This is a genomic window from Jhaorihella thermophila (assembly GCF_900108275.1).
Classification (GTDB): Bacteria; Pseudomonadota; Alphaproteobacteria; order Rhodobacterales; family Rhodobacteraceae; genus Jhaorihella; species Jhaorihella thermophila.
This window is the reverse complement of record NZ_FNVD01000002.1, coordinates 38,657-64,211: the sequence shown is the minus strand read 5'-3', so window position 1 is coordinate 64,211 and position 25,555 is coordinate 38,657. Positions and strand designations below refer to the sequence as shown.

Annotated in this window: 25 protein-coding genes; 16 read left to right on the top strand and 9 right to left on the bottom strand. The window is 68.1% G+C overall.

Annotated elements, in window-relative coordinates; genetic code table 11:
- Window positions 1–161 precede the first annotated feature (161 nt).
- From C4S70_RS03555 to C4S70_RS03540, 4 genes are read left to right on the top strand one after another with little or no spacing between them, the layout of a single operon-like run.
- Entirely contained in the window at window positions 162–1,088 is a 927-nt protein-coding gene (locus tag C4S70_RS03555; RefSeq protein ID WP_104006744.1) for a branched-chain amino acid ABC transporter permease, read from the top strand.
- Window positions 1,085–2,023, top strand: a complete 939-nt coding sequence (locus C4S70_RS03550; protein WP_104006743.1) for a branched-chain amino acid ABC transporter permease — start codon at window positions 1,085–1,087, stop codon at window positions 2,021–2,023. The genes C4S70_RS03555 and C4S70_RS03550 overlap by 4 nt, the downstream gene beginning before the upstream one ends.
- The gene (locus C4S70_RS03545; RefSeq protein ID WP_104006742.1) at window positions 2,020–2,748 is read left to right on the top strand and encodes an ABC transporter ATP-binding protein; all 729 of its coding nucleotides are present in this window, start codon (window positions 2,020–2,022) and stop codon (window positions 2,746–2,748) included. Before C4S70_RS03550 ends, C4S70_RS03545 begins: the two co-directional genes overlap by 4 nt.
- Window positions 2,735–3,430 carry an ABC transporter ATP-binding protein gene (locus tag C4S70_RS03540; protein ID WP_104006962.1) on the top strand — a complete coding sequence of 232 codons (696 nt, stop codon included), beginning with the start codon at window positions 2,735–2,737 and terminating at the stop codon, window positions 3,428–3,430. The genes C4S70_RS03545 and C4S70_RS03540 overlap by 14 nt, the downstream gene beginning before the upstream one ends.
- Window positions 3,431–3,504: 74 nt before the next feature.
- Here C4S70_RS03540 and C4S70_RS03535 read toward each other — a convergent pair whose 3' ends face one another.
- A complete protein-coding gene (locus tag C4S70_RS03535) occupies window positions 3,505–3,924 on the bottom strand; it encodes a MarR family winged helix-turn-helix transcriptional regulator (protein ID WP_104006741.1) in 420 nt (139 codons plus the stop codon).
- Window positions 3,925–4,025: 101 nt separating this feature from the next.
- On the opposite strand from C4S70_RS03535, the gene C4S70_RS03530 reads away from it, so the two are divergent.
- The 4 genes from C4S70_RS03530 (at window position 4,026) to C4S70_RS03515 (ending at window position 9,979) form a co-directional block, all read left to right on the top strand.
- Window positions 4,026–4,871: an FAD binding domain-containing protein gene (locus C4S70_RS03530; protein WP_104006961.1), complete on the top strand. Its 846-nt coding sequence runs from the start codon at window positions 4,026–4,028 to the stop codon at window positions 4,869–4,871.
- Entirely contained in the window at window positions 4,868–7,591 is a 2,724-nt protein-coding gene (locus C4S70_RS03525; RefSeq protein ID WP_104006740.1) for a molybdopterin-dependent oxidoreductase, read from the top strand. Before C4S70_RS03530 ends, C4S70_RS03525 begins: the two co-directional genes overlap by 4 nt.
- A 90-nt stretch (window positions 7,592–7,681) precedes the next feature.
- Complete coding sequence (locus C4S70_RS03520; RefSeq protein ID WP_104006739.1) at window positions 7,682–9,136, top strand: 6-hydroxynicotinate reductase; 1,455 nt, start codon at window positions 7,682–7,684, stop codon at window positions 9,134–9,136.
- A 15-nt stretch (window positions 9,137–9,151) separates the two neighbouring features.
- The gene (locus C4S70_RS03515) at window positions 9,152–9,979 is read left to right on the top strand and encodes a UPF0280 family protein (protein WP_235003683.1); all 828 of its coding nucleotides are present in this window, start codon (window positions 9,152–9,154) and stop codon (window positions 9,977–9,979) included.
- Here C4S70_RS03515 and C4S70_RS03510 read toward each other — a convergent pair whose 3' ends face one another.
- The 7 genes from C4S70_RS03510 to C4S70_RS03480 form a co-directional block, all read right to left on the bottom strand.
- The gene (locus C4S70_RS03510; RefSeq protein WP_104006960.1) at window positions 9,980–10,912 is read right to left on the bottom strand and encodes an AEC family transporter; all 933 of its coding nucleotides are present in this window, start codon (window positions 10,910–10,912) and stop codon (window positions 9,980–9,982) included. It lies immediately after the preceding gene.
- A gap of 78 nt (window positions 10,913–10,990) precedes the next feature.
- Window positions 10,991–11,788, bottom strand: a complete 798-nt coding sequence (locus C4S70_RS03505) for an MBL fold metallo-hydrolase (protein ID WP_104006737.1) — start codon at window positions 11,786–11,788, stop codon at window positions 10,991–10,993.
- Window positions 11,788–12,594 (bottom strand): TatD family hydrolase, encoded by an 807-nt coding sequence (locus tag C4S70_RS03500; protein ID WP_104006736.1) that lies wholly within the window; start codon window positions 12,592–12,594, stop codon window positions 11,788–11,790. The genes C4S70_RS03505 and C4S70_RS03500 overlap by 1 nt, the downstream gene beginning before the upstream one ends.
- A 17-nt stretch (window positions 12,595–12,611) precedes the next feature.
- The gene (locus C4S70_RS03495; RefSeq protein ID WP_104006735.1) at window positions 12,612–13,730 is read right to left on the bottom strand and encodes a DNA polymerase III subunit delta'; all 1,119 of its coding nucleotides are present in this window, start codon (window positions 13,728–13,730) and stop codon (window positions 12,612–12,614) included.
- Window positions 13,730–14,365 (bottom strand): dTMP kinase, encoded by a 636-nt coding sequence (gene tmk / locus C4S70_RS03490; RefSeq protein WP_104006734.1) that lies wholly within the window; start codon window positions 14,363–14,365, stop codon window positions 13,730–13,732. The genes C4S70_RS03495 and tmk overlap by 1 nt, the downstream gene beginning before the upstream one ends.
- Complete coding sequence (locus C4S70_RS03485) at window positions 14,362–15,522, bottom strand: D-alanyl-D-alanine carboxypeptidase family protein (RefSeq protein WP_407656702.1); 1,161 nt, start codon at window positions 15,520–15,522, stop codon at window positions 14,362–14,364. Before C4S70_RS03485 ends, tmk begins: the two co-directional genes overlap by 4 nt.
- A gap of 16 nt (window positions 15,523–15,538) precedes the next feature.
- The gene (locus C4S70_RS03480) at window positions 15,539–16,486 is read right to left on the bottom strand and encodes an SPOR domain-containing protein (protein WP_104006733.1); all 948 of its coding nucleotides are present in this window, start codon (window positions 16,484–16,486) and stop codon (window positions 15,539–15,541) included.
- Window positions 16,487–16,823: 337 nt separating this feature from the next.
- Here C4S70_RS03480 and C4S70_RS03475 point away from each other — a divergent pair, with 337 nt between their 5' ends.
- The 4 genes from C4S70_RS03475 to C4S70_RS03460 all read left to right on the top strand — a co-directional run bounded on the left by C4S70_RS03475 (window position 16,824) and on the right by C4S70_RS03460 (window position 20,501).
- Entirely contained in the window at window positions 16,824–17,768 is a 945-nt protein-coding gene (locus C4S70_RS03475; RefSeq protein ID WP_235003681.1) for a lipid A-modifier LpxR family protein, read from the top strand.
- 101 nt (window positions 17,769–17,869) lie between these two features.
- Window positions 17,870–18,934 (top strand): Hint domain-containing protein, encoded by a 1,065-nt coding sequence (locus C4S70_RS03470; protein WP_104006731.1) that lies wholly within the window; start codon window positions 17,870–17,872, stop codon window positions 18,932–18,934.
- 208 nt (window positions 18,935–19,142) lie between these two features.
- A complete protein-coding gene (gene rpsD / locus C4S70_RS03465) occupies window positions 19,143–19,763 on the top strand; it encodes a 30S ribosomal protein S4 (protein ID WP_104006730.1) in 621 nt (206 codons plus the stop codon).
- A gap of 156 nt (window positions 19,764–19,919) precedes the next feature.
- The gene (locus C4S70_RS03460) at window positions 19,920–20,501 is read left to right on the top strand and encodes a PA14 domain-containing protein (protein ID WP_104006958.1); all 582 of its coding nucleotides are present in this window, start codon (window positions 19,920–19,922) and stop codon (window positions 20,499–20,501) included.
- A 4-nt stretch (window positions 20,502–20,505) separates the two neighbouring features.
- Here C4S70_RS03460 and C4S70_RS03455 read toward each other — a convergent pair whose 3' ends face one another.
- Window positions 20,506–20,967: an Lrp/AsnC family transcriptional regulator gene (locus C4S70_RS03455; RefSeq protein ID WP_104006729.1), complete on the bottom strand. Its 462-nt coding sequence runs from the start codon at window positions 20,965–20,967 to the stop codon at window positions 20,506–20,508.
- Window positions 20,968–21,065: 98 nt separating this feature from the next.
- Here C4S70_RS03455 and C4S70_RS03450 point away from each other — a divergent pair, with 98 nt between their 5' ends.
- The 4 genes from C4S70_RS03450 to C4S70_RS03435 all read left to right on the top strand — a co-directional run bounded on the left by C4S70_RS03450 (window position 21,066) and on the right by C4S70_RS03435 (window position 25,449).
- Window positions 21,066–22,448: an aminotransferase class V-fold PLP-dependent enzyme gene (locus C4S70_RS03450; RefSeq protein WP_104006728.1), complete on the top strand. Its 1,383-nt coding sequence runs from the start codon at window positions 21,066–21,068 to the stop codon at window positions 22,446–22,448.
- A gap of 153 nt (window positions 22,449–22,601) precedes the next feature.
- Complete coding sequence (gene hisC, locus C4S70_RS03445; protein ID WP_104006727.1) at window positions 22,602–23,687, top strand: histidinol-phosphate transaminase; 1,086 nt, start codon at window positions 22,602–22,604, stop codon at window positions 23,685–23,687.
- On the top strand, window positions 23,684–24,607 hold the full coding sequence (locus tag C4S70_RS03440) for a prephenate/arogenate dehydrogenase family protein (protein WP_104006726.1): 924 nt from the start codon (window positions 23,684–23,686) through the stop codon (window positions 24,605–24,607). Before hisC ends, C4S70_RS03440 begins: the two co-directional genes overlap by 4 nt.
- Window positions 24,608–24,726: 119 nt before the next feature.
- Window positions 24,727–25,449 (top strand): extensin-like domain-containing protein, encoded by a 723-nt coding sequence (locus C4S70_RS03435; RefSeq protein WP_235003680.1) that lies wholly within the window; start codon window positions 24,727–24,729, stop codon window positions 25,447–25,449.
- Window positions 25,450–25,555: the final 106 nt, after the last annotated feature.

Below are 25,555 nucleotides of genomic sequence, written 5' to 3'. Positions count from 1 at the left end.
GGAACGCCCGGTTGCGGGTATCTGGTGTCGCGCCCGTGTGGCAGGGGCGGGCGCGGCTGTCAACCATCGCCGCGCCAACCGGGGCAACAGGGCGTGCCGGCGCGACGTTCCTGCCCGGCCGCACTTGCCTAAACCGCTCAAGTTGCGCAATCGTGCCGGGCATGGAGTTCGGACCATATCTGATGCTCGCCACGCTCGAAGGCGCGGTGACGGCGGCGGTGCTGGCGCTGACGGCCGTGGGGCTGAGCCTGGTTTTCGGCGTGATGCGCGTGGTGAACGTGGCGCATGGCGAATTCTTCATGCTGGGCGCGGTGCTGGCATGGTGGGTGGCGCATCTAGCCGGCGGGCACGCCGCGGTCGGGTTTGGGCTGGCGCTGGTGGTCGCACCGGTGCTGGTGGGGCTGATCGCGGCGCTGGCGGACGTGGCCGTGCTGAAGCGTGTCGGATACGATCCCGAACGCACCATCGTGGCCACCATCGGCATCCTCTACATCATCCAGCAGGTCACGCTGATGACCTATGGCCCCGACGCCCGCCCGGTCGAGCCGCCCTTCAACACCCGGATTCCGCTGCCGTGGTTCGAGTTCACGGATCAGGGCTTCGCGCTCTACTGGCCCTGGGGGCTGTCCACGACCAGCTACAAGCTCGCCGTGATCGGCGCGTCGGGCGTGGTTCTGCTGACGGTGCGCCTTCTGATGACGCGCACCCGGATCGGGCTGCTGATGCGGGCCACGCAGCTGGATCGTGAAACCGCCCTGGCCTTCGGCATCCCGGTCGATCGCGTCTACGCCGTCGTCTTTGCCATCGGGGCCGGTCTGGCGGCGCTGGCGGCGGTGCTGATCGTGCCGATCAGCCAGGCGCATTACCTGATGGGGGGCGATCCGCTGCTGCTGTCCTTCATCGTGGTGATCATCGGCGGGCTGGGCAGCCTGCCCGGCACGGTGGTCGCAGCGATCCTGATCCGTCTGAGCGACGGCATCATCTCGGTCTTCTTCTCGCCGACGCTGGCCAAGATCCTGGCCACGCTGCTTGTTGCGCTGGTGCTGGTCTTTCGCCCGCAGGGCCTGTTCGGAGGCGCAAGGGCATGATCTCGCGTTCCCTTGCCCTTCACGGCGGGCTGATTGCGCTTCTGTGCGTGCTGCAGTTCGTCCTGCCGGCCTATCACCACGGGAATCTGGCCCGGATCATGGTGCTGGCGACCTATGCCGGCGCCTACAACATCATGTTCGGATATACAGGACTGCTGAGCCTTGGTCATGCGCTGTTCTTTGCCGCCGGTATGTATGGCATGGGGCTGGCGATGCAGCATGGCGGGCTGTCGCCGGCGCCGGCGATGGCGGTCGGCCTGCTCGCGGGTCTGGCGGTGTCGGCGGTGCTGGGGGTTCTGGCCCTGCGCACGGCGGGGGTGGCCTTCATGATCGTGACGCTGATGTTCGCGCAGGCGGGGTATCTGGCGATTCTCTATTTCGGCAACTGGACCCGCGGCGACGAGGGCTTTGTCATTCAACAGGCCGAGAGGGCGCTGGCCGGCATCGACCTGTCCGACCCGACCAACCGCTATTTCGCGGCGCTTGTCCTCTTTGCGCTGGGCATGGGGTTGACGCTCCGGCTGGTGCGTAGCCGCTTCGGCCGCGTTCTCGTCGCCATCCGCGAGAACGAGGAACGCACGCGGATGCTGGGCTATGACGTCTTTGCGCACAAACTGGGGGCGGTGATCCTGTCGGGCACGCTCTCGGCGGTGGCGGGCGCGGCCTATGGTCTGCTGTTCGGCTATGTCGGCGCGACCTTCGGCGCGGTGCAGTATTCGATCTTTCCGCTCCTGTGGGTGCTACTGGGCGGGGCGGGAACGGTGATCGGGCCGTTTCTCGGCACGCTCTTCATGTTCTACCTGATCGACCTCTCCAGCGGCATCACCAGCGCCTACATGCTGGTCGCGGGCGTGGCGCTGGTGCTGCTGACGCTCTTTGCGCCGCAGGGGCTGGCGGGCGAGATCCGCGCCCGCCTCTGGAGGTGGCTGCCATGACCGTGCTGCTCTCCACCCGTGGCCTGAGCAAGCATTTCTCGGGGCTGCACGCGGTCGAAAACGTGGATTTCGATCTGCCTGCGGGACAGATCCGCGCCCTGATCGGCCCCAATGGCGCAGGCAAGACGACCTTTGTCGGGATGCTCTGCGGGCGGATCACGCCCAGCGCGGGCGCCGTGATCTTCGACGGGCAGGACATCTCGCACCTGCCCGCGCATCGGCGGATCCGGCTGGGCATGGCCTATACGTTCCAGATCACCTCGGTCTTTCCCGGGCTGAGCGTGGCCGAGAACGTCGCGCTCGCCGCGCGGCCGCACCTGCGCGGCGAAGCCGAAGTTGCCGCGGCGGTGCAGGACGCGCTGGACCGGGTCGGGCTGGGCGGGCGGACCGGACAGGTGGCGGGCGATCTCAGCTATGGGCATCAACGCCTGCTGGAAATCGCGATGGGGATTGCACAGGCGCCGCGTCTGCTGATCCTTGACGAGCCGACCCAGGGGCTCTCGGACGGCGAGATCGCCGCCTTCAAGGCGCTGATCCGCGATCTGTCCGCCACCACCACGATCCTGCTGATCGAACACAACATGAGCGTGGTGATGGAAACCGCCGACATGGTGACGGTGATGAATTTCGGCGCGATCCTGGCGGAGGGCCGCCCCGAGGAGATCCGCGCCGACCCGGCGGTGCAGGCGGCCTATCTGGGGACCGATGCCGATGCTGGAACTTGACGCCATCAATGCCGGCTATGGTCGCGCGCAGATCCTGCGGGACGTGTCGCTGACCGTTGCGCCGGGCGAAATTCTCTGCCTTCTGGGCCGCAACGGCGCAGGCAAGACGACCACGATGAAGGCGATCATGGGGCTGTTGCCGCTGATGTCGGGGGCAGTTCGCTTCAAGGGCGAGCCGATCAGCGACCTGCCCGCGCACAGGATTCCGGGCCTCGGCATAGGCTACGTCCCGCAGGGCCGGCGGCTGTTCGGAGAGCTGACCGTGGCGCAGAATCTCGAGATCGGCCTGATGGTGCGCCGTGCGGGGCGGGATACGCTTGAGGACGTGCTCGGCCTCTTCCCGCGCCTGCGGGAGCGGATGCAGCAGCGCGCCGATACGCTCTCCGGCGGCGAACAGCAGATGCTGGCAATGGCCCGCGCGCTGTGTCTTGAGCCGGAGCTGCTGCTCATGGACGAACCGACCGAAGGCCTGCAACCCTCGATGATCGAGGCGATCCGCCAGGTGGTCGTCCTGATGCGCGACCGCGGCACGGGCATCCTTCTGGTCGAACAGCGCGTGGATGCGGTCCTCTCCATCGCCGACCGCGTCGCCTTCATCGAGAACGGCCGCAACGTCGATACCCTGGACGCATCAGCGCTGCGCGCCGATCACAGCCTGATCGAACGCCACCTGGGCGTTTGACCCGCCCTTCATCTTGCTGAAAATACTCCCGCCGGAGGCATGGCGCGCCAGCGCCATTCCGCTCCGCTCTCCGCTCAGACCAGACGGCGCAAAAGCGAAAGAAACGTCTCCCGCTCGCCGTCCGACAAGGGCGCCAGCGTTTCCGCAGTGATCGACGCCGCCCGCGCCTGCAACGACCTGAACAATGCCCTGCCCGCCTCGCTGGGGGCCAGCACGACCCGCCTCTGGTCGACCTCGTCCGGTGTCACTTCCACCAGCCCACGCGCGCGCAGCCGGTCCACGACCCCCTTGATCGTCGCCGCATCCATCGCCGTGGCCCGACCCAGCGCATTCTGCGACACCCGCTCCAACTCGCACAGGCGGGCCAGCGCGGCGAATTGGGTAGGCGTCAGGTCGGGGATCGAACGGGCAAAGATGGCCAGGTGTCGCTGGTTGGCGCGACGCATGAGAAAGCCCACCTGTTCATCCAGAACGTAGTCGTCGGTCCCGTCCATGCCTGTCCCTTGCGTTGAATCGTTGACAGCCGCGCCCGCGCGGCCTCAAAATCCGCTTGTATACCAACAATCGCGGCTGGTCCAAGCCGCAGGGAGGAGCCTTGGCCGACCAAGCACGGCCAGAAACGCTGCGCGAGGCGCTCGCCATTCTCTCGGATGGCGGCCGGGTGGCTGCGGCGGGGTGCACGGATCTGTTCCCGGCCACCGAGTCCCAGACCTTGCCCGGCGCGGTTCTCGATCTGACCGCGGTTTCCGGCTTGCGCGGGATCTCGGCCACGGCGCGGGGCTGGCGCATCGGGGCAACCACCACCTGGACCGACGTCCTGCGTGCCGATCTGCCGCCCGCCTTCGACATGCTCAAACAGGCCGCGCGCGAGATCGGCTCGGTGCAGATCCAGAATGCGGGGACGGTGGCGGGCAATCTGTGCAACGCCTCGCCGGCCGCCGATGGCGTCCCGCCGCTGCTGGCGCTGGAGGCGGAGGTCGAGATCGCCTCGGTCAATGGCGCCCGGCGCCTGCCTCTGGCTCGTTTCATCGCCGGCCCGCGCCGCACCGCGCTGCGTCCAGGCGAACTCGTCACCGCGGTTCATGTCCCGATGGACACGGGCAAGGGGCGCAGCCGCTTTCTGAAACTGGGTGCGCGGCGCTATCTGGTCATCTCGATCGTCTCGGTTGCCGCGCGGGTGGTCGAAACCGATGGCGTGGCCGAGGCGCTGGCCCTTGCCGTGGGCGCCTGCAGCCCCGTTCCGCTGCGGCTGACCGAGGTCGAACGTGCCCTGGCGGGGCGGCCTGTGGGCGAGTTGGCCGAAGCGCTTGATGTCGGTGCCGTGCACGCCGCGCTGTCTCCGATCGATGACGTGCGCGCCGAGGCGGCCTATCGGCGCGAAGCGGCGGTCACCCTGCTGCGCCGGGCGCTGGCGGACCTGACAGGGCAGGGACGGCGATGAAGGACACGGGAGCGATCCGGCTGACCGTGAACGGCGCCCGCCACGACATGATCGCGCCGCCGGGGCGGCGCCTGTCCGCCGTGCTGCGCGAGGATCTGGGTCTGACCGGCACCAAGGTCGGCTGCGATGCCGGCGATTGCGGGGCCTGCACGGTGTTGCTGGACGCCGAGCCGGTCTGCGCCTGCCTGACGCCTCTGGCCCGCGCGGCGGGGGGCGAGATCACCACCGTCGAAGGGCTGACCGATGAGACGGGCACACGGCTGAAGGCAGCCTTCCTGCGGCACGGGGCGGCGCAATGCGGAATCTGCACGCCGGGGATGCTGATGGCGGCGGCGGCGCTGTTGCGGCGCGACCCGTCGTCGGACCGGGCGGCGGTCGAGGACGCGCTGGGCGGGGTGCTGTGCCGCTGCACCGGATATGCGAAGATCGTCGATGCGGTGCTGGACGTGGCCGGGCAGGACCGGCCCGTCACTGCTGCCACCGGCGCCGCGGTGGGGGCGGCGATCCCGCGGCTCGACGGCGGGCCCAAGGTGGACGGCACCGAAAGCTATGGCGCGGATCTGTTCCCGGCCGGCGCGCTGCTGGTGCGGGTGGTGCGGTCGCCGCATTTCGCGGCCCGGTTCGCGTTTGGCGACATCGCCGCCTGGGCGCCCGAGGGCGTGCGGGTCTTTACCGCTGCCGATCTGCCCGGCGAGAACCGCTTTGGCACGATCCCGCCCTTTGCCGACCAGCCCGCGCTGGCCGAGGGATGCGTGCGGATGCGGGGCGAGGTCGTCGCCGTGGTGGCTGGCCCGCCGGAGGTGGTGGAAGGGCTGGATCTTGACCGCTTTCCGGTGGAATGGATGCCGGAGCCCCCGATCCTGACCCTCGACGACGCGCGGGCGGCCGGGGCGGTTCAGCTGCACGGAAGCCGCGAGGGCAACATTCTGATCGCGGGCAGGGTGCGCTGCGGCGACCCCGGTGCCGCCCTTGATGGCGCGGAGGTGGTGGCCGAGGTGGCGATCGAGACGCCTTTCGTGGAGCATGCCTATATCGAGCCCGAGGCGGGGGCGGCCTGGATGGAGGGCGGTGTGCTGGTGATTCGCGCCTGCACGCAGGCGCCGATGATGGACCGCGATGACACCGCCCGCCTTCTGGGCCTGCCGCCAGAGCGGGTGCGGATCATCCCGGCGGCGACGGGCGGGGGGTTCGGCTCGAAGCTGGACATCACGCTGCAACCCTATCTGGGGCTGGTCACGCTGAAGACCGGCCGGCCCTGCCGCATGGTCTATACCCGGCGCGAAAGCATGGCCTCGACCACCAAGCGGCACCCGGCGCGCCTGCGCGCGCGGGCGGCGGCGGATGCGGCGGGTCGGCTGGTGGCGATGACGGTGGACGGGGATTTCGACACCGGCGCCTATGCCAGCTGGGGGCCGACCGTGGCGGTGCGGGTGCCGGTTCATGCCTCGGGGCCCTTTCGCGTTCCGAACTATCACGCCGAGGCGCGGGCGGTGCATACCAACAACCCCATCGGCGGGGCGTTCCGGGGCTTTGGCGTGCCGCAGGCGGCGATCCTGCAGGAGACGCTCTTTGACGATCTGGCGATCCGGGGCGGGTTCGACCGGCTGGCGTTTCGCCGGGTGAACGCGCTGCGCGACGGGGACAGGACCGTCTGCGGGCAGCGGCTGCAGGGCGTCGGGATCGGCGCGTGCCTCGATGCGCTGGCCGAGCCGTGGCGGGACGCGCTGGCCCGCGCCGAGGCGTTCAATGCCGCGCATGGCGGGGTCCGGCGCGGCGTGGGGGTGGCGAGCTGCTGGTATGGCTGCGGTAATACCGCGTTGCCCAACCCCTCGACGATCCGTCTGGGGGTGACGGCCGAGGGGCGGATCCGGCTGCATCAGGGGGCGACCGATATCGGGCAGGGGGCGAATACGGTGATCGCGCAGATCTGCGCCGACGCGCTGGGCGTGGCGGTGGCGGATCTGGATCTGGTCGGGCCGGATACGGCGCTGACACCCGATTGCGGCAAGACGTCGGCCTCGCGCCAGACCTACATCACCGGAAAGGCGGCGGAGATGGCGGGGCGGGCGCTGCGGGCGCGGATCCTTGCGATGACCAACATGGGCGAGGATGCGGTGATCCGGCCCGAACCCGGCGCGCTGCGGGTGAGTGACGGGCGCGGCGAGCGGCGGATCGACTTGGTCGCGCTGGAGCCGGACGGGAACGGCTATGTGCTGGCGGCCGAGGAAAGCTATGACCCGCCGACCGGCGCGCTGGACGAGAGCGGGCAGGGCGTGCCCTATGCGGTTTACGGCTATGGCGCGCAGATGGCCGAGGTCGAGGTGGATATGGGGCTCGGCACGGTGAAGGTGCGGCGGATCACGGCGGCGCATGACGTGGGCCGCGCGATCAACCCGGCCCTGGCCGAGGGGCAGATCGAAGGCGGGATCGCGCAGGGGCTGGGGCTGGCGCTGATGGAGGAGTTCGTCCCCGGCCGCACCGAGAACCTGCATGACTACCTGATCCCGACCGTGGGCGACATGCCCGAGATCCGGTCGATCCTGATCGAGGTGCCCGATCCCGAGGGCCCGTTCGGGGCCAAGGGGCTGGGGGAACACGTCCTGATTCCCACCGCACCGGCGATTCTGAACGCGATCCGGCATGCTTGCGGCGCGCGGATCACCCGGCTGCCGGCACGGCCCGACCGGGTGCTGGCGGCGATGCGGGAGGCGGGGCGATGAGACCGGAGCGCGGATGGCGACGGGAACGGCGCTGGCGCGCCGTGCCTCCGGCGGGGGTATTTGGGACCAGAAAGAAGCTGGGGCGCGGTCATGGCTGAACGGCGGCGCGCGCGAGAGGAGAAGATCAGGTGCGATGCCTGTCCGGTGATGTGCTATGTCGCCGAGGGCAGGATCGGAGCGTGCGATCGTTATGCGAATGTCGGTGGCCGGATCGTGCGCTGCGATCCCCTGACGGTTCTGGACCGGTCGCTGGAGGCGGGGGGCGAGGTCAAGCCGTTTCTCAAGGCCGACTGGGACGGGCGCGACGTGTCCGGCGACGATCTGTTCGTGACGGGCGTCGGGTCGGGGACGACCTATCCCGACTACAAGCCCGCGCCCTTTATCGTCAGCCGCGAGGTGGAGGGCGCGGATTTCGTGACCGTGGTGACCGAGGCGATCTTTTCCTATTGCGGGGTCAAGGTGAAGATCGACACCGACCGGCATCTTGGGCCGGAGACCGCCTGGGTGCGGTCGGGCGGCGAGATTATCGGCCACATGACCACCGGCGAATACGGCTCGCAGATGATGAGCCTGGGAGGGGTGGATCACCTGACCGGCGGCAGCAAGGCCGAGGGGCGGGCGACCTGCGATGCGCTGTTGCGGCTGTGCAACGGCGAGGCGGTGGAATTGGTCGTGGATGGCGGCGCGACGGTGGTGGTGCAGGCCGGGCAGCCGCCGATCGTGGACGGGCGGCGCGAGGAGCGGATGCGGGTCGGCTGCGGGTCGGCGACGATTGGGATGTTTGCCTCGCAATGGCGGGGCCTTGTGGACGAGGTCGTGGTGGTGGACGACCACATCACCGGTGTCGTCAGCGAGCATCAGGCGGGCAAGGTGCTGGGCTGGCCCGACACGGGTATTCGCATCAAGGGGCGGCGATCCACGCCGGGGCGCTATTTCCAGGTGGCCGAGCCGGGGCTGGGCTGGGGCGGCACCGATATCGAGGATCCGCTGACGATCCTCGGCCTGTGGCGGCCGGAGAAGGGCGCGCGGCCGGGGCTGACGCTGCTGATGGTCTCCACAACGGGCGAGCAATGGGCCTATTACGTGCTGGACGAGCATCTGGTGCCGCGGCCCGCGCCCTTGCCCGAGGCGCTGCGGCCGACCGTGGACCTCATCGCCGAGAACTGCGAGCCGGCCTTGTGCACGGTGATGTTCATGGGCGGCGCGGGCGGGTCGCTGCGGTCGGGAGTGACGAAGAATCCGGTGCGGCTCACCCGGTCGGTGCATGCGGGGCGGACGCGGGTCAGTTGCGGCGGCGCGCCGGCCTATGTGTGGCCCGGCGGCGGGATCACGATCATGGTGGATGTGACGCGGATGCCCGACAATTCCTTCGGCTACGTCCCGACGCCGGCGCTGGTGGCGCCGCTGGAGTTCACCCTGCCACGCGAGGACTATGCCGCGCTGGGCGGTCACGTCGAGAAGGCGCGGGATGTGCGCGACATTCTGGAACGCGGCGGCGAATACGGTGCGCAGGTGCGGGCGGTCGGCCCGGCGGAGGACGGCTGAGTGCAGGGGCCGCAGGTGGCATACCTGCCCGACGGGCAGCGGCTGCATCTGCATCACGGGCCGATCGATCTGATCGTTGACGCAGACGGCGCGGGCCGCGCGGCGGCGTTGCGGGCGGCCGCCCGGCGGTTTGGCACGATTCTGGAAGAACTGGTCGGGGAACTCGACCTGCTGCGCGCAGCCGTGACCGGCGGGATGCGGCCCCAGAGCCGGGTGGCGCGGGAGATGGCGGCGGCGGTTGCCCCCTTTGCGCCGGACTTTGTCACGCCGATGGCTGCCGTGGCCGGGGCCGTGGCCGACGAGATCCTGCGGGTGATGGTCGCGGCCGGGCCGCTGCGGCGGGCCTATGTGAACAATGGCGGCGACGTCGCGCTGCATCTGGCGGCAGGCGCGCGGTTTGTTGCCGCCGTGGTCGGGGCGCCGGGCGGCCGCGCGGTGATCGAGGCGGACAGCCCGGTGCGCGGGGTGGCGACTTCGGGCTGGCGGGGGCGGAGCCATTCGCTGGGGATTGCCGATTCGGTGACGGTGCTGGCGCGGGCCGCGGCGCAGGCGGACGCGGCGGCGACGATGATTGCCAATGCGGTCGATCTGCCGGACAGTGCGAAGGTGTTGCGCCGGCCGGCCTGCGAGCTGTCGCCGGACAGCGATCTGGGCGAGCGGCCGGTGACGGTGGATGTTCTGCCGCTCACGCCGCAGGAGGCCGACGACGCCTTGCGCCGGGGCGCGGCCCTTGCCGAAATCTGCCGGTCGCGCGGGACGATCGTCGCGGCCCTGCTGGTTCTGCAGGGGCAGGTGCGGGTGGTGGGGGATCCGATGCTGGCGCCGCAGGCTGTGGGCGGCTGATCAGGGCAGCACGCCCAGCCAGAACCAGACCGTGAAGATCGACGCGGCGGTGGCGATCAGCACCGAGGACGCCGCCACGCGTTTGGCCCGGCCATAGATGTTGGCAAAGATGTAGGCGTTGAAGCCCGGCGCCATCGACGCGTTCAGCACGCCCGACCGGAACAGGTCGGTGGGCAGGCCGAAGCCCTTGCCGAAAGTCCAGACCAGCGCGGGGTGCAGCAACAGCGACACCGCGCAGACGAAGGCGATGGCGCGCAGGTCGCCTTCGGGACGGTATTGCACCAGCACCCCGCCCAGTGCGAACAGCGCCGCCGGCAGCGCTGCGCGGGTGATGAGGCTCAGCGCATCGTCCACCACGCCGGGCAGCGGCAGGCCCGAGACATTCACGACAAACCCCAGCCCGATGCCGAGGATCAGCGCGTTGCGGAACATCGCCCGCAGCACCGCGCGGGCCGTATGCCGCCCGCCTTGGCCGCGGTTGCGGACGACCTCCATCAGCGTGATGCCCACGCCATAGCAGAAGGGCGAATGAAAGGCGATGATCGCGTAGTTTCCGGTCAAGTTCTCGGGTCCGTAGGCGCGTTCGGTAATCGCCAGCCCCAGCAGCACCGAGTTCGAGAACAGACAGGCGAATCCGATCGCCACGGCGTCCTCCCAGTCGCGGCGGAACAGAAGGCGCGCGCCGATTATGCCGGCGACAAAGCAGAGCGTGGCCCCGGCGTAGAAACTGGCCAGCAGGCGCGGGTCGAACCCCGCTTGCAGATCTACCTTTGCCATCGCGTGGAACAGCAGGCAGGGGATGGCGAAGCCCTGGGTGAATTTCATCAGCCCGTCGATATGGTCCATCGTGAAGACGCGGACACGGGTCGCCGCGTAGCCCGAACCGATCACCAGAAAGACCGGCAGGATGACGTCGATCAGGGTCTGGAACATGGAGCCGCGCGCACGCATTCGGCTGCGGGAGCCTCCGGCGGGGATATTTGAAGCAAGGAGAAGGACCGGGGCACGGGATCAGAGCGGACAGGTGATCGTCATCAGGTCATGCGCCGGGACCACATGATCGGGCGTCTCGCCATTCACCGTGTCATAGTCCATGTCGATATGCATGTTGGTCAGAACGCCCAGTTTCGGTCGGGCCCTGTCCAGCCATTCCAGAGCGAGGTCGAGATGGGCATGCGTCGGGTGCTTGGTGCGGCGCAGCGCGTCCACGACCCAGACGTCGAGATCCCGAAGCTCGGTCCATGCCGCGTCGGGGATGTGCACCACGTCCGGCGTATAGGCCAGCCCGCCGATGCGAAAGCCCAGCGCATCCATCGATCCGTGATCGACGTGAAAGGGGCGGAACGGGATCGGGCCGCCGGGGCCGTCGATCTCGAAGGCGCCGTCGATGGTCTTGAGGTCCAGGATCGGCGGATAGGGCGAGCCTTCGGGCTGCACGAAGGCGTATCCGAACCGCGACAGCAGCGCGTTCTGCGTGTCGCCGTCGGCCCAGACCGGCAGGCGCGCGCGCATGTTGAAGACGATCATGCGCAGATCGTCGATGCCGTGCACATGGTCGGCGTGCGAATGGGTATAGACCACGCCGTCCAGCCGCCCGGTGCCGGTGTCCAGCAGTTGCGACCGCAGATCCGGCGAAGTGTCGATCAGCACCGAGGTCGTGCCCTCGGGGCCGTCGCGTTCCACCAGCATCGAACAGCGCCGGCGGTAGTTTTTGGGATTGTTCGGATCGCAGTCGCCCCAGTTGCCGCCCAGCCGCGGCACGCCGCCCGAGGATCCGCAGCCCAGGATCGTAAAGCGCAGTTCGGCCATCAGGCGGCGACCCTCCAGCCGGCCGCCTTGGCAAACAGCCGCTCGAAATTGGCCTGCGTGCGTGCGGCGAATTCGGCGTAATCCATGCCAAAAATCTCGGCCCCCTTGCGGGCGGTGAGCGCGGCATAGGCCGGTTCGTTGCGCTTGCCCCGGTGCGGCGGGGGAGCGAGATAGGGCGCATCCGTCTCCACAAGGATCCGGTCCACCGGCGCCGCGGCGAAGATGTCGCGCACCTCCTGGCTCTTGGGGAAGGTGGCGATGCCGGACATGGAGAGATAGAACCCCAGATCCAGTGCCGCGCGGGCCAGTTCGGGGCCCGACGAGAAACAGTGCATCACGCAAGTGTAGGCGCCGTTGCGGTATTCCTCGGTCAGGATCCGGGCCATGTCTTCGTCCGCCGCGCGGGCGTGGATGATGAGAGGCAGGCCGGTTTCGCGCGCCGCCGCGATATGGATGCGCAGCGACTGTTTCTGCACCTCGGCGCTGTCGGCGGTGTAGTGATAGTCGAGCCCGGTTTCGCCGATGCCGACGAATTTCGGGTGCCGCGCGAGCGCCACCAGTTCGTCCACCGTGAGCATCGGCTCTTCGGCCGCGCTCATCGGGTGGGTGCCGGCGGCGTAGAAGACCGGAGCGTGGGCCTCGGCGATCGCGCGCACGGCGGGTTCGTTGCGCAGGCGGGTGCAGATCGTCACCATGCGGGTCACGCCGGCACGGCCCGCGCGGGCGATGATCTCATCCAGCTGGCCCTCGAAATCGGGAAAGTCCAGGTGGCAATGGCTGTCGGTGATTTCGGGTTCTCGGGTCATTCTCTGATCGGCCGTGCTCAGCCCGTGGCGGTTTGCTGCATCCTGAAGACCGTATCCAGCACCAGCGCGGCGGGGTCAAGGTTCACCGCCTGGCCGTGGCGGGCGCGGGCGGTAATCGTGGCGGCGGCCTCGGCCCAAGCGCGGGCGCGGTGCGGATCGGGAGAGAGGCGGGCCAGAACCTGCGCCTCGCCCGGCGCGGCCTCGGGGTCGGGCGGGGCGCCGGCGGCCCCGGTGCGCGCCAGCCGCGCCAGCGCGATGTCAAAGAGATCCAGCAGCAGGTCAAAGCGTTCGGCCGCGCCCTTCTGCACCGCGGCCTCGGCCAGCGCCAGCGCGCGGGGGCGGTCCAGCCGGGGCAGGCTGTCGAGGATCGCGACCAGCTCGGCATAGAGCGCCAGCCCTCCCTGCGTCTGCAGGCGGATCGCCGCGCCCACCGATCCGCCCGCGAGCGCGGCCAGCCGCTCGGGCGCCTTGGGCGGTTCGATCCCGCTCTGGGCCAGCGCGGCCTGCAGATCGGACGGCCCCAGCGGGCGCAGGGGCAGGGTGCGGCAGCGCGACCGGATCGTGGGCAAGAGCCGGGAGGGCTGGTGCGACACCAGCAGCAGCGTGGTGTTGGCGGGCGGCTCTTCGAGCATCTTCAAGAGCGCATTCGCCGCGCTGGCGTTCATCTCGTCGGCGCAATCGACGATCACCACGCGCCGCCCGCCGTCCGCCGCAGACATGCCGAAAAAGCCGGTCAGACGGCGGACGTCCTCCACCACGATCTCGGCCCGCAGCTTGCCGGTCTTTTCATTGACCGTCCGGGTGATGACCGCAAGGCCGGGGTCCGATCCGGCCCGCACCCGGTGCGCGACGGGATGATCGGGGTCGATGTCCAGCCTCTGCGGCGGGGGCGGCGCGCCGAACAGCCCGTCCTCCTGCGTTGGCGGCGTGGCCAGAAGGAACCGCGCGATGCGCCAGGCCAGCGTCGCCTTGCCCACCCCGCGCGGGCCGGTCAGCAGCCAACCGTGGTGCAGCCGCCCGGCGTTGAACGCGGACAGGAACGTGGTTTCGGCCTGTTCCTGCCCGAACAGGCGCCCGGTTTCGCGCGGATGGGGCGCGCCGGGCACCCTGTCGGGGGCGGGGATGTCGTCGCTCATCACAGTATCTCCGTGACTGCGTTTCGGACATCCCTTGCGATGGAGTCAACGGGGCGGTTGCCGTCGATTACGCGGAAGCGGTCGGGAAACTCGGCGGCGAGCGCCAGGAAGCCTTCGCGCAGGCGCTCCTGCATCTCCAGTCCGAAACCTTCGAACCGGTCCTCGCCATCGTGCCGACCCAGCGCGCGGTTCAGCCCCGTGCGCGGGTCCATGTCGATCAGGATGGTCAGGTCGGGTTCACGCCGGATCATCAGCGCATGCAGCCGGTCCACCAGATCGCGCAGATCGCCGCGGGTGACGCCCTGATAGACGCGGGTGCTGTCGGCGAAACGGTCGCAGATCACAACCCTGCCGGCGGCCAGCGCCGGTTCGATCGTCCGTTCCAGGTGGTCGCGGCGGGCCGCGGTGAACAGCAGGATCTCGGTTTCCGCCGACCAGCGGTCCGGGTCGCCCCGCAGCAGCAGTTCGCGGATCTCCTCCGCACCCGGAGAGCCGCCGGGTTCGCGCGTCTGCACGACGTCGCGCCCCTGATCGCGCAGCGCCTCGGCCAGCAGGCGCGCCTGGGTGGACTTGCCGGACCCGTCGATGCCCTCGAAGGTGACAAAGCGGCCGCGGGCGTTCGATCCTGCGGTCACATTGCCTCCTGCGGGCCGTTCAGGAAACGCTGCAACAGAGATTGCGCGGCGGTCCGGACCCGGACGGTAAAACCGCCCACCGGCACGTCGCGGTCGGCCACCAGCGGGCGGCGCAGTTCGGGCAGGCCCTCGGGGCGCAGGATCAGTTCGGCCAGCCGGTCGCCCGCGCGGATCGGGGCGGTTAGCGGGCCGGTATAGACCACCTCGGCCTCGACCTTTTCATCGGCCAGTGCGGCCAGAAGAACGGTCACGTCCTCGATCGGCACCAGGCCTACCTGGGGCTGTCGGCCATTCCAGACTTCGGCTGTGACGATCGGCTCGCCGGCCTTGGCGACGGTCTTGGGAGAGAATTGACGAAAGGACCAGTTGATCAGCGCCTCGGTTTCCTCGGCGCGTTGGGTCGCGCTGTCCAGCCCCGACACGACGACAATCACCCGCCGCCCGTTCTGAACCGCCGAGGCGACCATGCCATAGCCGGCCTCCTGCGTGTGGCCGGTCTTGAGCCCGTCCGCGCCGATCCCGAGCTTCAACAGGGGATTGCGGTTGAACCGGTTGGCCGGCGCGCGGTTCTTGTAGTCGAATTCCTGCTGCGAAAAGTAGGGGTAGAATTCGGGAAATTCCTCGATCAGATGCCGGGCGAGAATGGCCAGATCCCTTACGCTCATCCGCTGATACGGATGCGGCCAGCCCGAGGCATTGGCAAAGGTGGAATGGGTCATGCCGAGCCGCCCGGCCATCTCGGTCATCTGTCTGGCAAAGGCCTCTTCGGATCCGGCCAACCCCTCGGCGACCACCACTGCTGCGTCATTGCCCGAGGACACGATGATCCCCTGGATCAGTTCCTGCACCATTGGCCGGTCGCGTTCGTCCAGAAACATCTTGGAACCGCCCATGTTGCGCGCCTTGCTGGACACCTTGAACCGGGTGTCCATCTGCACCCGGCCCGCGCGGATCGCGTCGAACAGCATGTAGAGCGTCATCAGCTTGGACATCGACGCCGGGGGCAGGGGCGTGTCGGCGTTTTTCTCCAGCAGCACGGTGTCGGTGCTCAGATCCACGACGATCGCCGCCTTGGCGCGGGTTTCGAAAGCGCCCGCGCGCAGGGTCATGGCGAACAGGACGACAATGGTGACGGCCAGTTGCAGCAACGGTTTCAAGTCTGACGGACTCCGGTCATTTGGTTACGTAATAGGCATCCGAGAAGCCGGTCGATTTGACCTGCTTGAGCAGGGCCGAGCGTTCGGACGTGCTGCGCGCGGGGCCAACCACCACGCGCCAGAAGGGTTTTCCATTCATGGTTTCCGCGTGGATCGTGGGGATCATTCCGGCACTGCGCATCTGGTCGGCGGTCCGCTTGGCGTTTTGCTCGACGCTGAAGATGCCGATCTGGATATAGGGTTTCTTCAGCGGGGACGCGGGGCGCTTGGGCGCCGGTTTCGGGGCGGTGGCCATCTTGGCGCCAGCCGCGCTGGTCGTCTCGGCGGCGGGCCGCGCCTTGGGTTTCGTGGCCGCGTCCGATGGCTTGGCCTTCGCGGCGGGTGCGGTCGGTGCCGCAGCCTCGATCGCGGCCTCTGCGCCTGCGACGGGATCGAGTGCGGCCACCGTCACCTCGGCCGGGGCGGCGGGCTTTGCCTCGGTCTCTTCCGGCGTAGGGGCTTGCGGTTTCTCTACCTTTTCCTTGCGCAGGGCGGTCACGTTCAGCTCCACCGGGGCGCCCGGCAGCATGCCCAGCGCAGCGGCGGCCTCGGACGAAGCCTGCAGACGCGGCCCCGGAATTTCGCGTTCGCGGCGGAACAGGGCGCCGATCACGAACTTGCCGTTGGCTTGGTTGCGGATGATGACGCGTTCGGGTTCGGTGACGTCCGGGTGGGCGACCCAGACCCCGCCCAGCGACGGCCGCCCGTCCCAAAGCCCGGCTTCGGTCACCTGGAACACCTCGGGGGCCTCGACGTCGCGCTCGACGATCCTGGTGCTGGTCGAGGCCGTCACGGTTTCGGCCTTGTCCTTGGGTTGCAGGAACGGCAATTTCGCCGCCTCTTCGCAGCCGGCCATGCCCATCAGGGCGATGACGAGAACCCCCGTCCGCAGCCTTGCACTGCCAAATCCGGTCATGTCGGTCATGGTCTGTCCCTTGCCTGTGTCGGGCCACCCTTGCGTTTCCTGCCGGATTTTCCGGTCGTGGCGGGTGAAACATGGGCCCTTCCCTCGGCGCCGAGCATAGCGCGAAGGCACTCGCAAGGAAAGTCCGGCCTGATCCCTTCGGCAGAAATCCCCCGTTATTTCCGCCCGATGCGCGGGGATTCGGGATTCGCGCGCGGAGGCAAATCGGGCGGCTTCGTGTCGAAGGTCTGAAATTGTCACGGCGGGCGCCGGCGACGCACCGCCGGCGTGTTGCCGCCATACACTAGCGGCGCGGCCCCCGGCCACGGTAGGACCGTCTGAAACGGAGGACGCGCGCATGACAAACAGGCTTGCCGCTCTGGGCATGGCATTCATCGTTGCAATGACCGGTGCCGGTTCCACGGCCGCCCAGAGCGAGGCTGCGCGCGGCGGCGGGGTCCGGGTGCTGGGCTATGGCTGGCTGGCCACGAACGACACGCTGGGCGACAATCAGGACAGATGGCGGACCGGGTCGCTGACGGTTTCGGCGGCCTTCGGCAAGGAATGGACCGGACGGGCCCCGTCGCGCCCGTTTGACCTGTGGGAGCTGCGATTGCAGGGGCAGGTTATCGGCCCGTCCGACCTGACGCGATACAACCCTACCGACCGGCCCTATGCGGGGATGCTGTCGCTGGGGGTTCACACCCATGTGGTTCGCGACGGGGTCGAGTTCACGCTGGGCGGTGATCTGGTCGTGATCGGGCCGCAGACCGGCCTGGACCAGAGACAGGACGGGCTGCACTCGATCTTCGGCATGCCGCGACCGGCGCCGGCGGTTCTGGCCCGGCAGATCCCGAACACGGTGCGCCCCACCGCCGTGGCCGAGATCGCGCACAGTTACGACTTTGGCGGTGCGGCGCGGATCCGGCCGTTTGCGGAAATGCGGGCGGGCGACGAAACCCTGCTGCGGGTGGGCGCCGATGTCAGCTTTGGCGCCTTCGGCGATGGCGGCCTGATGGCCCGCGAGTCGGTCACCGGCCAGCGTTATCGCGTGGTCGGCTATCCCGATCCCGGCTTTTCCCTTGTCATGGGGGGCGACATTGCCCATGTCGCCAACAGCGTCTATCTGCCTGAAAGCCGCGGTCATGACCTCACGCCCCGTCGCGACCGGCTACGCGCGGGGCTGCGCTGGCAGGGCGAAAACCTCTGGGCGTTCTACGGAATCAGCTGGCTGGGGCGCGAATTCGAGGCCCAGCCCGAAGGCCAGCTCGTCGGGTCGGTCAGCCTTCGATTGAGGTTTTAAGAACACGCTCCAAGTGTCTGCAAACAAATCGCTTCCAAAGGCGATTCGGCTTTGTTAACCTGTCTGCCAATAAGAAAAGAACCAGGCAGGCATACAGGCAGATGAAGACGGGCTTTCGTGGCACGTTCGTCATTTCCTGGTCGCAAACGGAACTCGACGGTCTTTCGGCCGCGCCTCTTGACGCCCTCGAAGTGGGCGCGGCGTGGTCGTGGCACGGCGAAGCGGTGCGCATCGACGGGCCGAACGACATTTTGCGGCTGGACGGGGCGACGAACGAAAACGAGCTGCGTCAGCGGGCGGCGCGCAGCGTGCGCCGGCTGGTTGGCGCGGCGATCCAGAACCGCACCGATCTCGATGCGATCGAGGTCGAAGAACCGCTGTCCGACAGCAGTTTCATCGTTACCAATGGTGCGCAAAGCTATACCGTCACCGTGATCGAGGTCGGCAACGGCGCGCGGCCGCTGCTGATGTTCATGGATCAGATGCCGCCGCGCGATACCGAACTGTGGGTGGTGCATCATTCACTGGGCGCGCTTGTGCGCAAACGCGACGAGACCGAGCGCGCCGGCGTGATCTGTTTCACGCCCGGCACGATGATCGACACGCCGGACGGGCCGGTTCCGGTGGAAAACCTGCGCGAAGGCGACCGGGTCTCCACCGCCGACAACGGGCCGCAAGAGGTGCTGTGGATCGGCAGCCGCCGGATGACCGGGGCGCGACTGTTCGTGATGCCGCATCTGCGTCCGATCCGGTTCCGCGCCGGCGCGCTGGGCATCGAACGGCCGGATCAGGAACTGCTGGTTTCGCCCGAGCACCGTATGCTGGTGCGCGGGTCCGTAGCGCAGGCGCTGTTCAACACCCCCGAGGTGTTGGTGCCCGCGCGGGAGCTGGTCAATGGCCGCACCGTCGCGGTGGATCTGAAGCTGCGCGAGGTGACTTATGTTCACCTGCTGCTGCCCAGTCACCAGATCATCCGGGCCAATGGCGTGGAGACGGAAAGCTTCCACCCCGGAAGCGCCTCGCTTGCGGCGCTGGAAGAGACGGACCGCAAGCGCCTTCTCGATCTGATGCCGGGGGTCGCGGACGACCCCTACGACTATGGCGGCTATGCGCGGCGCAATCTCAGCGCGTCCGAGGCGGCGATCCTGATGCACCGGGCCGCCTGAGCCGGCCCGGGCGCACCGAAAAGAACGAAGCAGGTGAAACGAGGCGTTGACTCCGGCGCGGCCGTGACTATAAGCGCCGTCCTATTGGTGTTGGTGGCCCCCGCAAGGGGATGCCTGTCATGGGGAAACCCAAGAGGACAACGCCCTTCACTCGCCGCGAGGCACCCATCCGGGGGACGCGCGGCCTTTTGCATGAAGGAGATCAGACGTGACCAAACGCACGGCTGCCAAGTACAAGATCGACCGCCGGATGGGCGAAAACATCTGGGGGCGTCCGAAATCCCCCGTCAACCGCCGTGAATACGGCCCCGGCCAGCACGGCCAGCGCCGCAAGGGCAAGATGTCCGACTTTGGCCTGCAGCTGCGCGCCAAGCAGAAGCTTAAGGGCTATTACGGCGACTTGACCGAAAAGCAGTTCCGCCGCATCTATGCCGAGGCCGAACGGGTCCGCGGCGATACCGGTGAAAACCTGATCGGCCTGCTGGAGCGCCGCCTGGACGCCGTCGTCTATCGCGCCAAGTTCGTGCCGACCATCTTTGCCGCGCGCCAGTTCGTGAACCACGGCCACGTCCTGGTGAACGGCAAGCGGGTCAACATCCCCTCCTACCGCGTCAAGGAAGGCGACGTGATCGAGGTCCGTGACCGCTCCAAGCAGCTGGCGATGGTGCTCGAAGCCGTGTCGCTGGCCGAGCGTGACGTGCCGGATTACATCGAGGTGGACCACTCCAAGATGACCGCGCGTTTCGTGCGCACCCCTGGGCTGGCCGACGTGCCCTATCCGGTGATGATGGAGCCGCACCTCGTCATCGAATTCTACGCCCAGAACTGATCCGGGCCATATCCGAACACGGGGAAAGCCGCTCCGCCAGGGGCGGCTTTCCGCTTTTTGCGCGGCATTTTTCTTGTCCATTGGCGGTTGCGGTCATACCCTCGTGTTCGGATCGCCGCGCGGGGACGCCCGACCGATGCCAATGGAGAGATGAACATGCACAGGTTTCTGGCCGGATTGCTTGCCGCGCTTGGACTGATTATTGCCACGACCGCCGCGGCGGGGCCGCCCAGACTGACCCCGGCCAATCCGCAGCCTTCGGGGCTGAAACCGGGGCTGAACGTGGTCTACGGCTATGCGCCCGAAGGTCAGCACATCAAGACGCTGTCGGACGCCCGGCATTATCTGAAACGGGCCGAACCGGGCCGCCCCCTGACCGGCCTCGACTACGCCGACACCGCCAAGGGCGAACCGACGCTGACCTCGAAACGGGCCGAGAACGTGGCGGCGCGCATCTGGGGCTACATCCGGTTCGACAAGCCGGGGGTCTATGACATCGACTTTCTGACCAATGACGGGCTGCACATGGAAATCGGCGGACAGACGGTGGGCCATTTTGACGGTCGCCAGACCTGCGACACCATCATCGGCACGCAGGTCGAGGTGCCAAAGGCCGGCTGGTATGAACTGGAAGGCGTCTATTTCAACCGCCTGAACACCTCTTGCCTGCACATGCGCTGGGCGCCGGTCGGGGGCCGGCTGACCTGGGTGCCGAACAGCGTCTTCGGCCGCAGGTAGCGGGTCACAAGGGCAGGGGGCGGTTCTCGGCGATCGCCTCCATCGCGAAATAGGACGTGACGCTGTCCAGTTCGACCCTTTCGATCAGCCGTTGATAGACCCGGTCGTAACTGGCCATGTCCTCGGTCACGACCTTGAGCTGATAGTCGTAGTCGCCGCCGATCCGGTGGAAATCCACCACTTCGGGAATGGTCAGGACATGGCGGCGAAAGGCCCGTAGCCAGTCCGCCGAATGATGCCGCGTGCGGATCATCACGAACACCACCAGATCCAGCCCCAGCTTGCGCCGGTCGAGCCGCGCCGCCGCTCCCTGCAGGACACCCGCCTCGCGCAGCGCGCCCAGCCGCCGCCAGCAGGCATTCTGCGACAGCCCCACCCGCTCGGCCAGTTCGCGCTGCGACAGGCCGGCATCCTGTTGAAGCTGATTCAGAATCACCCGGTCGATTTGATCAATATTTTTCTCCATATCCGATCTTTTGACACACTGATTGGCAAAAATCACGTTCGATGTGTGATGATTTTGCCATCTTGTGTGGTCATTTTTCCGAAAAAAGGAGATTGACCATGCCCTTTGCCCGCTTTTCCCAGACGATCAAGACCGCCGTCGAAGACGGAACCCTGCGTCAGAGCGTGATCGGCGCCAATGCGACCATCCCCGGCCGCAACGGAGAGGTGCCGCTCGTCTATGCCGACTACGTCGCCTCGGGCCGGGCGCTGCATGAGGTCGAGGCGTTCATCGCGGCCCATGTCCTGCCCTGGTACGCCAACAGCCATACCGAGGCCTCGTTTTGCGGATCCTGGACCACCCGTCTGCGCGAACAGGCCCGGGCCGAGATCGCCCGCCTCGTGGGCGCGGGGCAAGACGACGCGGTGATCTTTGCCGGGTCGGGCGCCACGGCGGGCCTCAACCGGCTGGTCAGCCTTCTGGGGGTGGACCGGGCCGACCGCCCGGTGGTCCTGATCGGCCCCTATGAACACCATTCCAACATCCTGCCCTGGCGGGAAAGCGGGGCGCAGGTGGTCGAGATCCCCGAAGCCCGCCACGGCGGACCCGACCTCGATGCGTTGCGAACCGAACTGGCGCGCCACGCGGATGCGGACCTGCTGATCGGCAGTTTCTCCGCGGCGTCCAACGTCACCGGCATCGTCACCGACCCCGACCCGGTGACGCGGCTGCTCAAGGCGCACGGCGCGCTGGCCGTATGGGACTACGCGGGCGGCGGGCCCTATCTGCCGATGCACTTGGGGCAGGGAGATGCCCGCAAGGACGCGATCGTGACCTCGCCGCACAAGTTTCCCGGCGGCCCCGGCGCCTCGGGGTTGCTGATCGTCAACCGTGCCGCCGTGCGCTGCGACCGACCGACCTGGCCGGGCGGCGGCACGGTCGCTTTCGTCTCGCCGTGGGCGCATGACTACCTGCCCCGGATCGAGGACCGCGAAGAGGCCGGAACCCCGAACGTGATCGGCGATATCCGCGCCGCGCTGGCCCTGCTGGTCAAGGATGCCGTCGGACAGAACCACATCGAAGCCTGCGAACACCGCTACAACCGCATGGCGCGCGATGCCTGGGGCGACCATCCGCGCCTGCGGCTGCTGGGCGCCGAAAAAACGAACCGTCTGCCGATCTTCTCCTTCGTCGTGACCGACGGCGCCGGTCATCCGGTCGATGAACAGCTCTTCACCCGCCTGCTCAGCGACCTCTACGGCATCCAGGCCCGCGGCGGCTGCGCCTGCGCCGGCCCCTACGGCCACCGCCTTCTCGGCATAAACCGCAGCCTTTCGGAACAGCTCCGCGCCGAGATCCTTGCCGGCGACACGCGGCGCAAGCCCGGCTTCGTGCGGCTCAACTTCAGCTACATGATGGACGACGCCACCGTGCGCTACATCCTCGACAGCGTGTCCGAACTCGCCCACTGTATCGATCGCCACCTCCCCCGTGCGGCTTGACTTGCGCAACCCCGCCCCTTCATCTTGCTCCAAATACTCCCGCCGGAGGCCCGCGGCCGAAAGGCCGCGTTCGGGCCGCCCGATTGCCGCTTTCCCATCCGCGGGGGGGACGCTATTACGGGGCGGCACCATCCCGTCGAGGACCCGCGGCACATGAACAGGATCACGCCCCAACCCGGCATCATGGACATCGCGCTCTACCAGGGCGGGGCATCGCATGTCGCGGGGGTGGAAAACGTTATCAAGCTGTCGTCGAACGAAAACCCCTTCGGCCCCAGTCCCAAGGCGATCGAGGCCGTCCGCAACGCCGCCGCGACGCTGCATCGCTACCCCTCCACCGACCACGCCAGCCTGCGCGCCGCGATCGCCGACGTCCACGGCCTCGACCCCGACCGCATCATCTGCGGGGTCGGCTCTGACGAGATCATCACCTTTCTCTGCCAGGCCTATGCCGGCCCGGGAGACGAGGTCATCCACACCGAACACGGGTTTGCCATGTATCGCATCTCGGCGCTCGCCGCCGGTGCGACACCGGTCGAGGTGGCCGAACGCGACCGCGTGGTGGACGTGGACGCGATCCTTGCCGGCTGCACCGAACGCACCCGGCTGGTGTTCATCGCCAACCCCGCCAACCCCACCGGCACCATGATCGGCGAAGCCGAAGTGGCCCGCCTGGCCGACAACCTGCCCGACCAGACGATCCTCGTGCTGGACGGCGCCTATGCCGAATATGTCGAAGGCTTCGACGCCGGCCGCGCCATCATCGACGCGCGCGAAAACGTGGTGATGACCCGGACCTTTTCCAAACTCTATGGGCTGGGCGGGATGCGGGTCGGCTGGGGCTACGGCTCGCGCGAAATCATCGACGTGCTGAACCGGGTGCGCGGCCCCTTCAACCTCTCGACCCCGGCGCTCGCCGCGGCCGAAGCGGCGATCCGCGACTTCGACTACGTCGAATACTGCCGCGCCGAGAACACGAAATGGCGCGCCTGGCTGGCCGAAGCGCTGGCCGAACAGGGCGTGCCGTCCGACACCTCCTGCGCGAATTTCATCCTTGCCCGGTTCGGGTCGCCGGACGAGGCCGAGGCCTGCGACGCGCATCTGCAATCGCGCGGGCTGATCGTGCGGCGGGTGGCGGGATACAAGCTGCCCGATGCGCTGCGCATCACCATCGGCGGAGAAGAGGCCTGCCGCCGGGTCGCCGCCGCCGTAGCCGAATTCAAAAAAGGATGGAAATGAGCAAGCCGATCTATGACCGGGTGGCCCTGATCGGGCTGGGGCTGATCGCGTCGTCCATGTTCTGGGCGATGAAGCGCGCGAACCTGGCGGGCAAGGTGACCGGCTATGCCCGCAGCCAGGAAACCCGCGACACCGCACGCCGTATCGGCCTGACCGACCGGGTCTGCGACAGCGCCGCCGAGGCGGTCGAGGGCGCCGACCTCGTGGTGCTGGCGGTTCCGGTGGGCGCGATGGGGCCAGTGGCCGAAGCGATCGCCCCGCATCTGAAACCGGGCGCCACGGTGACGGATGTGGGTTCGGTCAAGCGGCATGTGATCGACGCGGTCGCCCCGCATATCCCCGAGGGCGTCCATTTCATCCCCGCCCACCCGCTCGCCGGGACGGAACATTCCGGCCCCGAAAGCGGCTTTGCCGAGCTGTTCGAAAACCGCTGGTGCCTGATCGTGCCCCTGCCCGGCACCCCGGACACAGAGATCGCCCGGCTCCGCGCATTGTGGGAAGCCATGGGATCGAACGTGGACGAAATGGACCCCGATCACCATGACTTGGTGCTGGCGGTGACCAGCCACGCGCCGCACCTGATCGCCTACACGATGGTGGGCGTGGCCGACGACCTGCGTCGGGTGACCGACAGCGAGGTCATCAAGTATTCCGCAGCCGGCTTCCGCGACTTCACCCGGATCGCAGCCAGCGACCCGACCATGTGGCGGGACGTGTTCCTGACCAACAAGGACGCGACCCTGGAAATTCTCGGCCGCTTCACCGAGGAACTCTTCGCCCTGCAACGGGCAATCCGACAGGGTGACGGGCAAATGTTGTTCGACTATTTCACCCGCACCCGCGCCATCCGCCGCGGCATCATCGAGGCGGGCCAGGATACCGCCGCGCCCGACTTCGGCCGCGTGAAGCCACGGGAATGAACCGCCGCGCGACATATGCGCTCATCCTCGCCGGGCTGGCGGCCGGTATCGCGGCATCCGCGCCAGCGACCGCGTCCCCCGGTACCTCGCCGCGCCCGATCGCGCGAAGCCAGGGGCCAATGGCCACCGTCCGGCCACAGCCGCGTCCGGCAGCCGCTCCGGCCCGGCAGCTGCCCGGATCCGCTCCGCTACGGTTGCAGGCAGGCGCCAACGCTGCCGCCGGGATCGCGTTCTTCGCGCCCGAAGCGTCGATCAAACCCCAAATCCGCCCGCCGGCCATAGAAGGCCGGGCCTTCTTCAAGCGGCGCCATCTCGGGAAAGGCACGATCTGCGGTGATCCCGGCATCCAGGGCGAACCGGTTGGCCGGGTTCCGGGCAAACTCAAGGGCTGTGGCCTGCCGGATGCGGTGCGCGTGCGCTCTGTCGCCGGGGTGCGACTCAGCCAACCCGCGGTGATGGATTGCACCACTGCCAAGGCGCTCAGGCGCTGGGTTGACAATGGCATACGGCTGGCGTTCCGGCCCGGCAGCAAAGTGGTCGAACTGAAGGTCGCGGCGCACTACGCCTGCCGGACCCGCAACAACAGGCCCGGCGCGAAGATATCCGAACACGGCCGGGGGCGCGCCATAGACATTTCGGGCTTCGTTCTGCGGGACGGGGAAATCGTGACCGTGGCCAAGGGCTGGAAATCCTCCCATCGCACCCGCAAGATGCTGCAACGCGCATGGAAAACCGCCTGTGGCCCGTTCGGGACCGTGCTGGGTCCGAATGCCGACCGCTATCACCGGGACCATTTCCACCTCGACACGGCCCGCTATCGCAGTGGGCCCTATTGCCGATAGGCGCACCGACCGCGGTCCCGCCTCTCTGCTTCTTTCTGGTCGCAAATACCCCGGGGGAGCGCGAGGGGGCAGCGCCCCCTCGCACCGGTCGGATTGGCGACAGCCA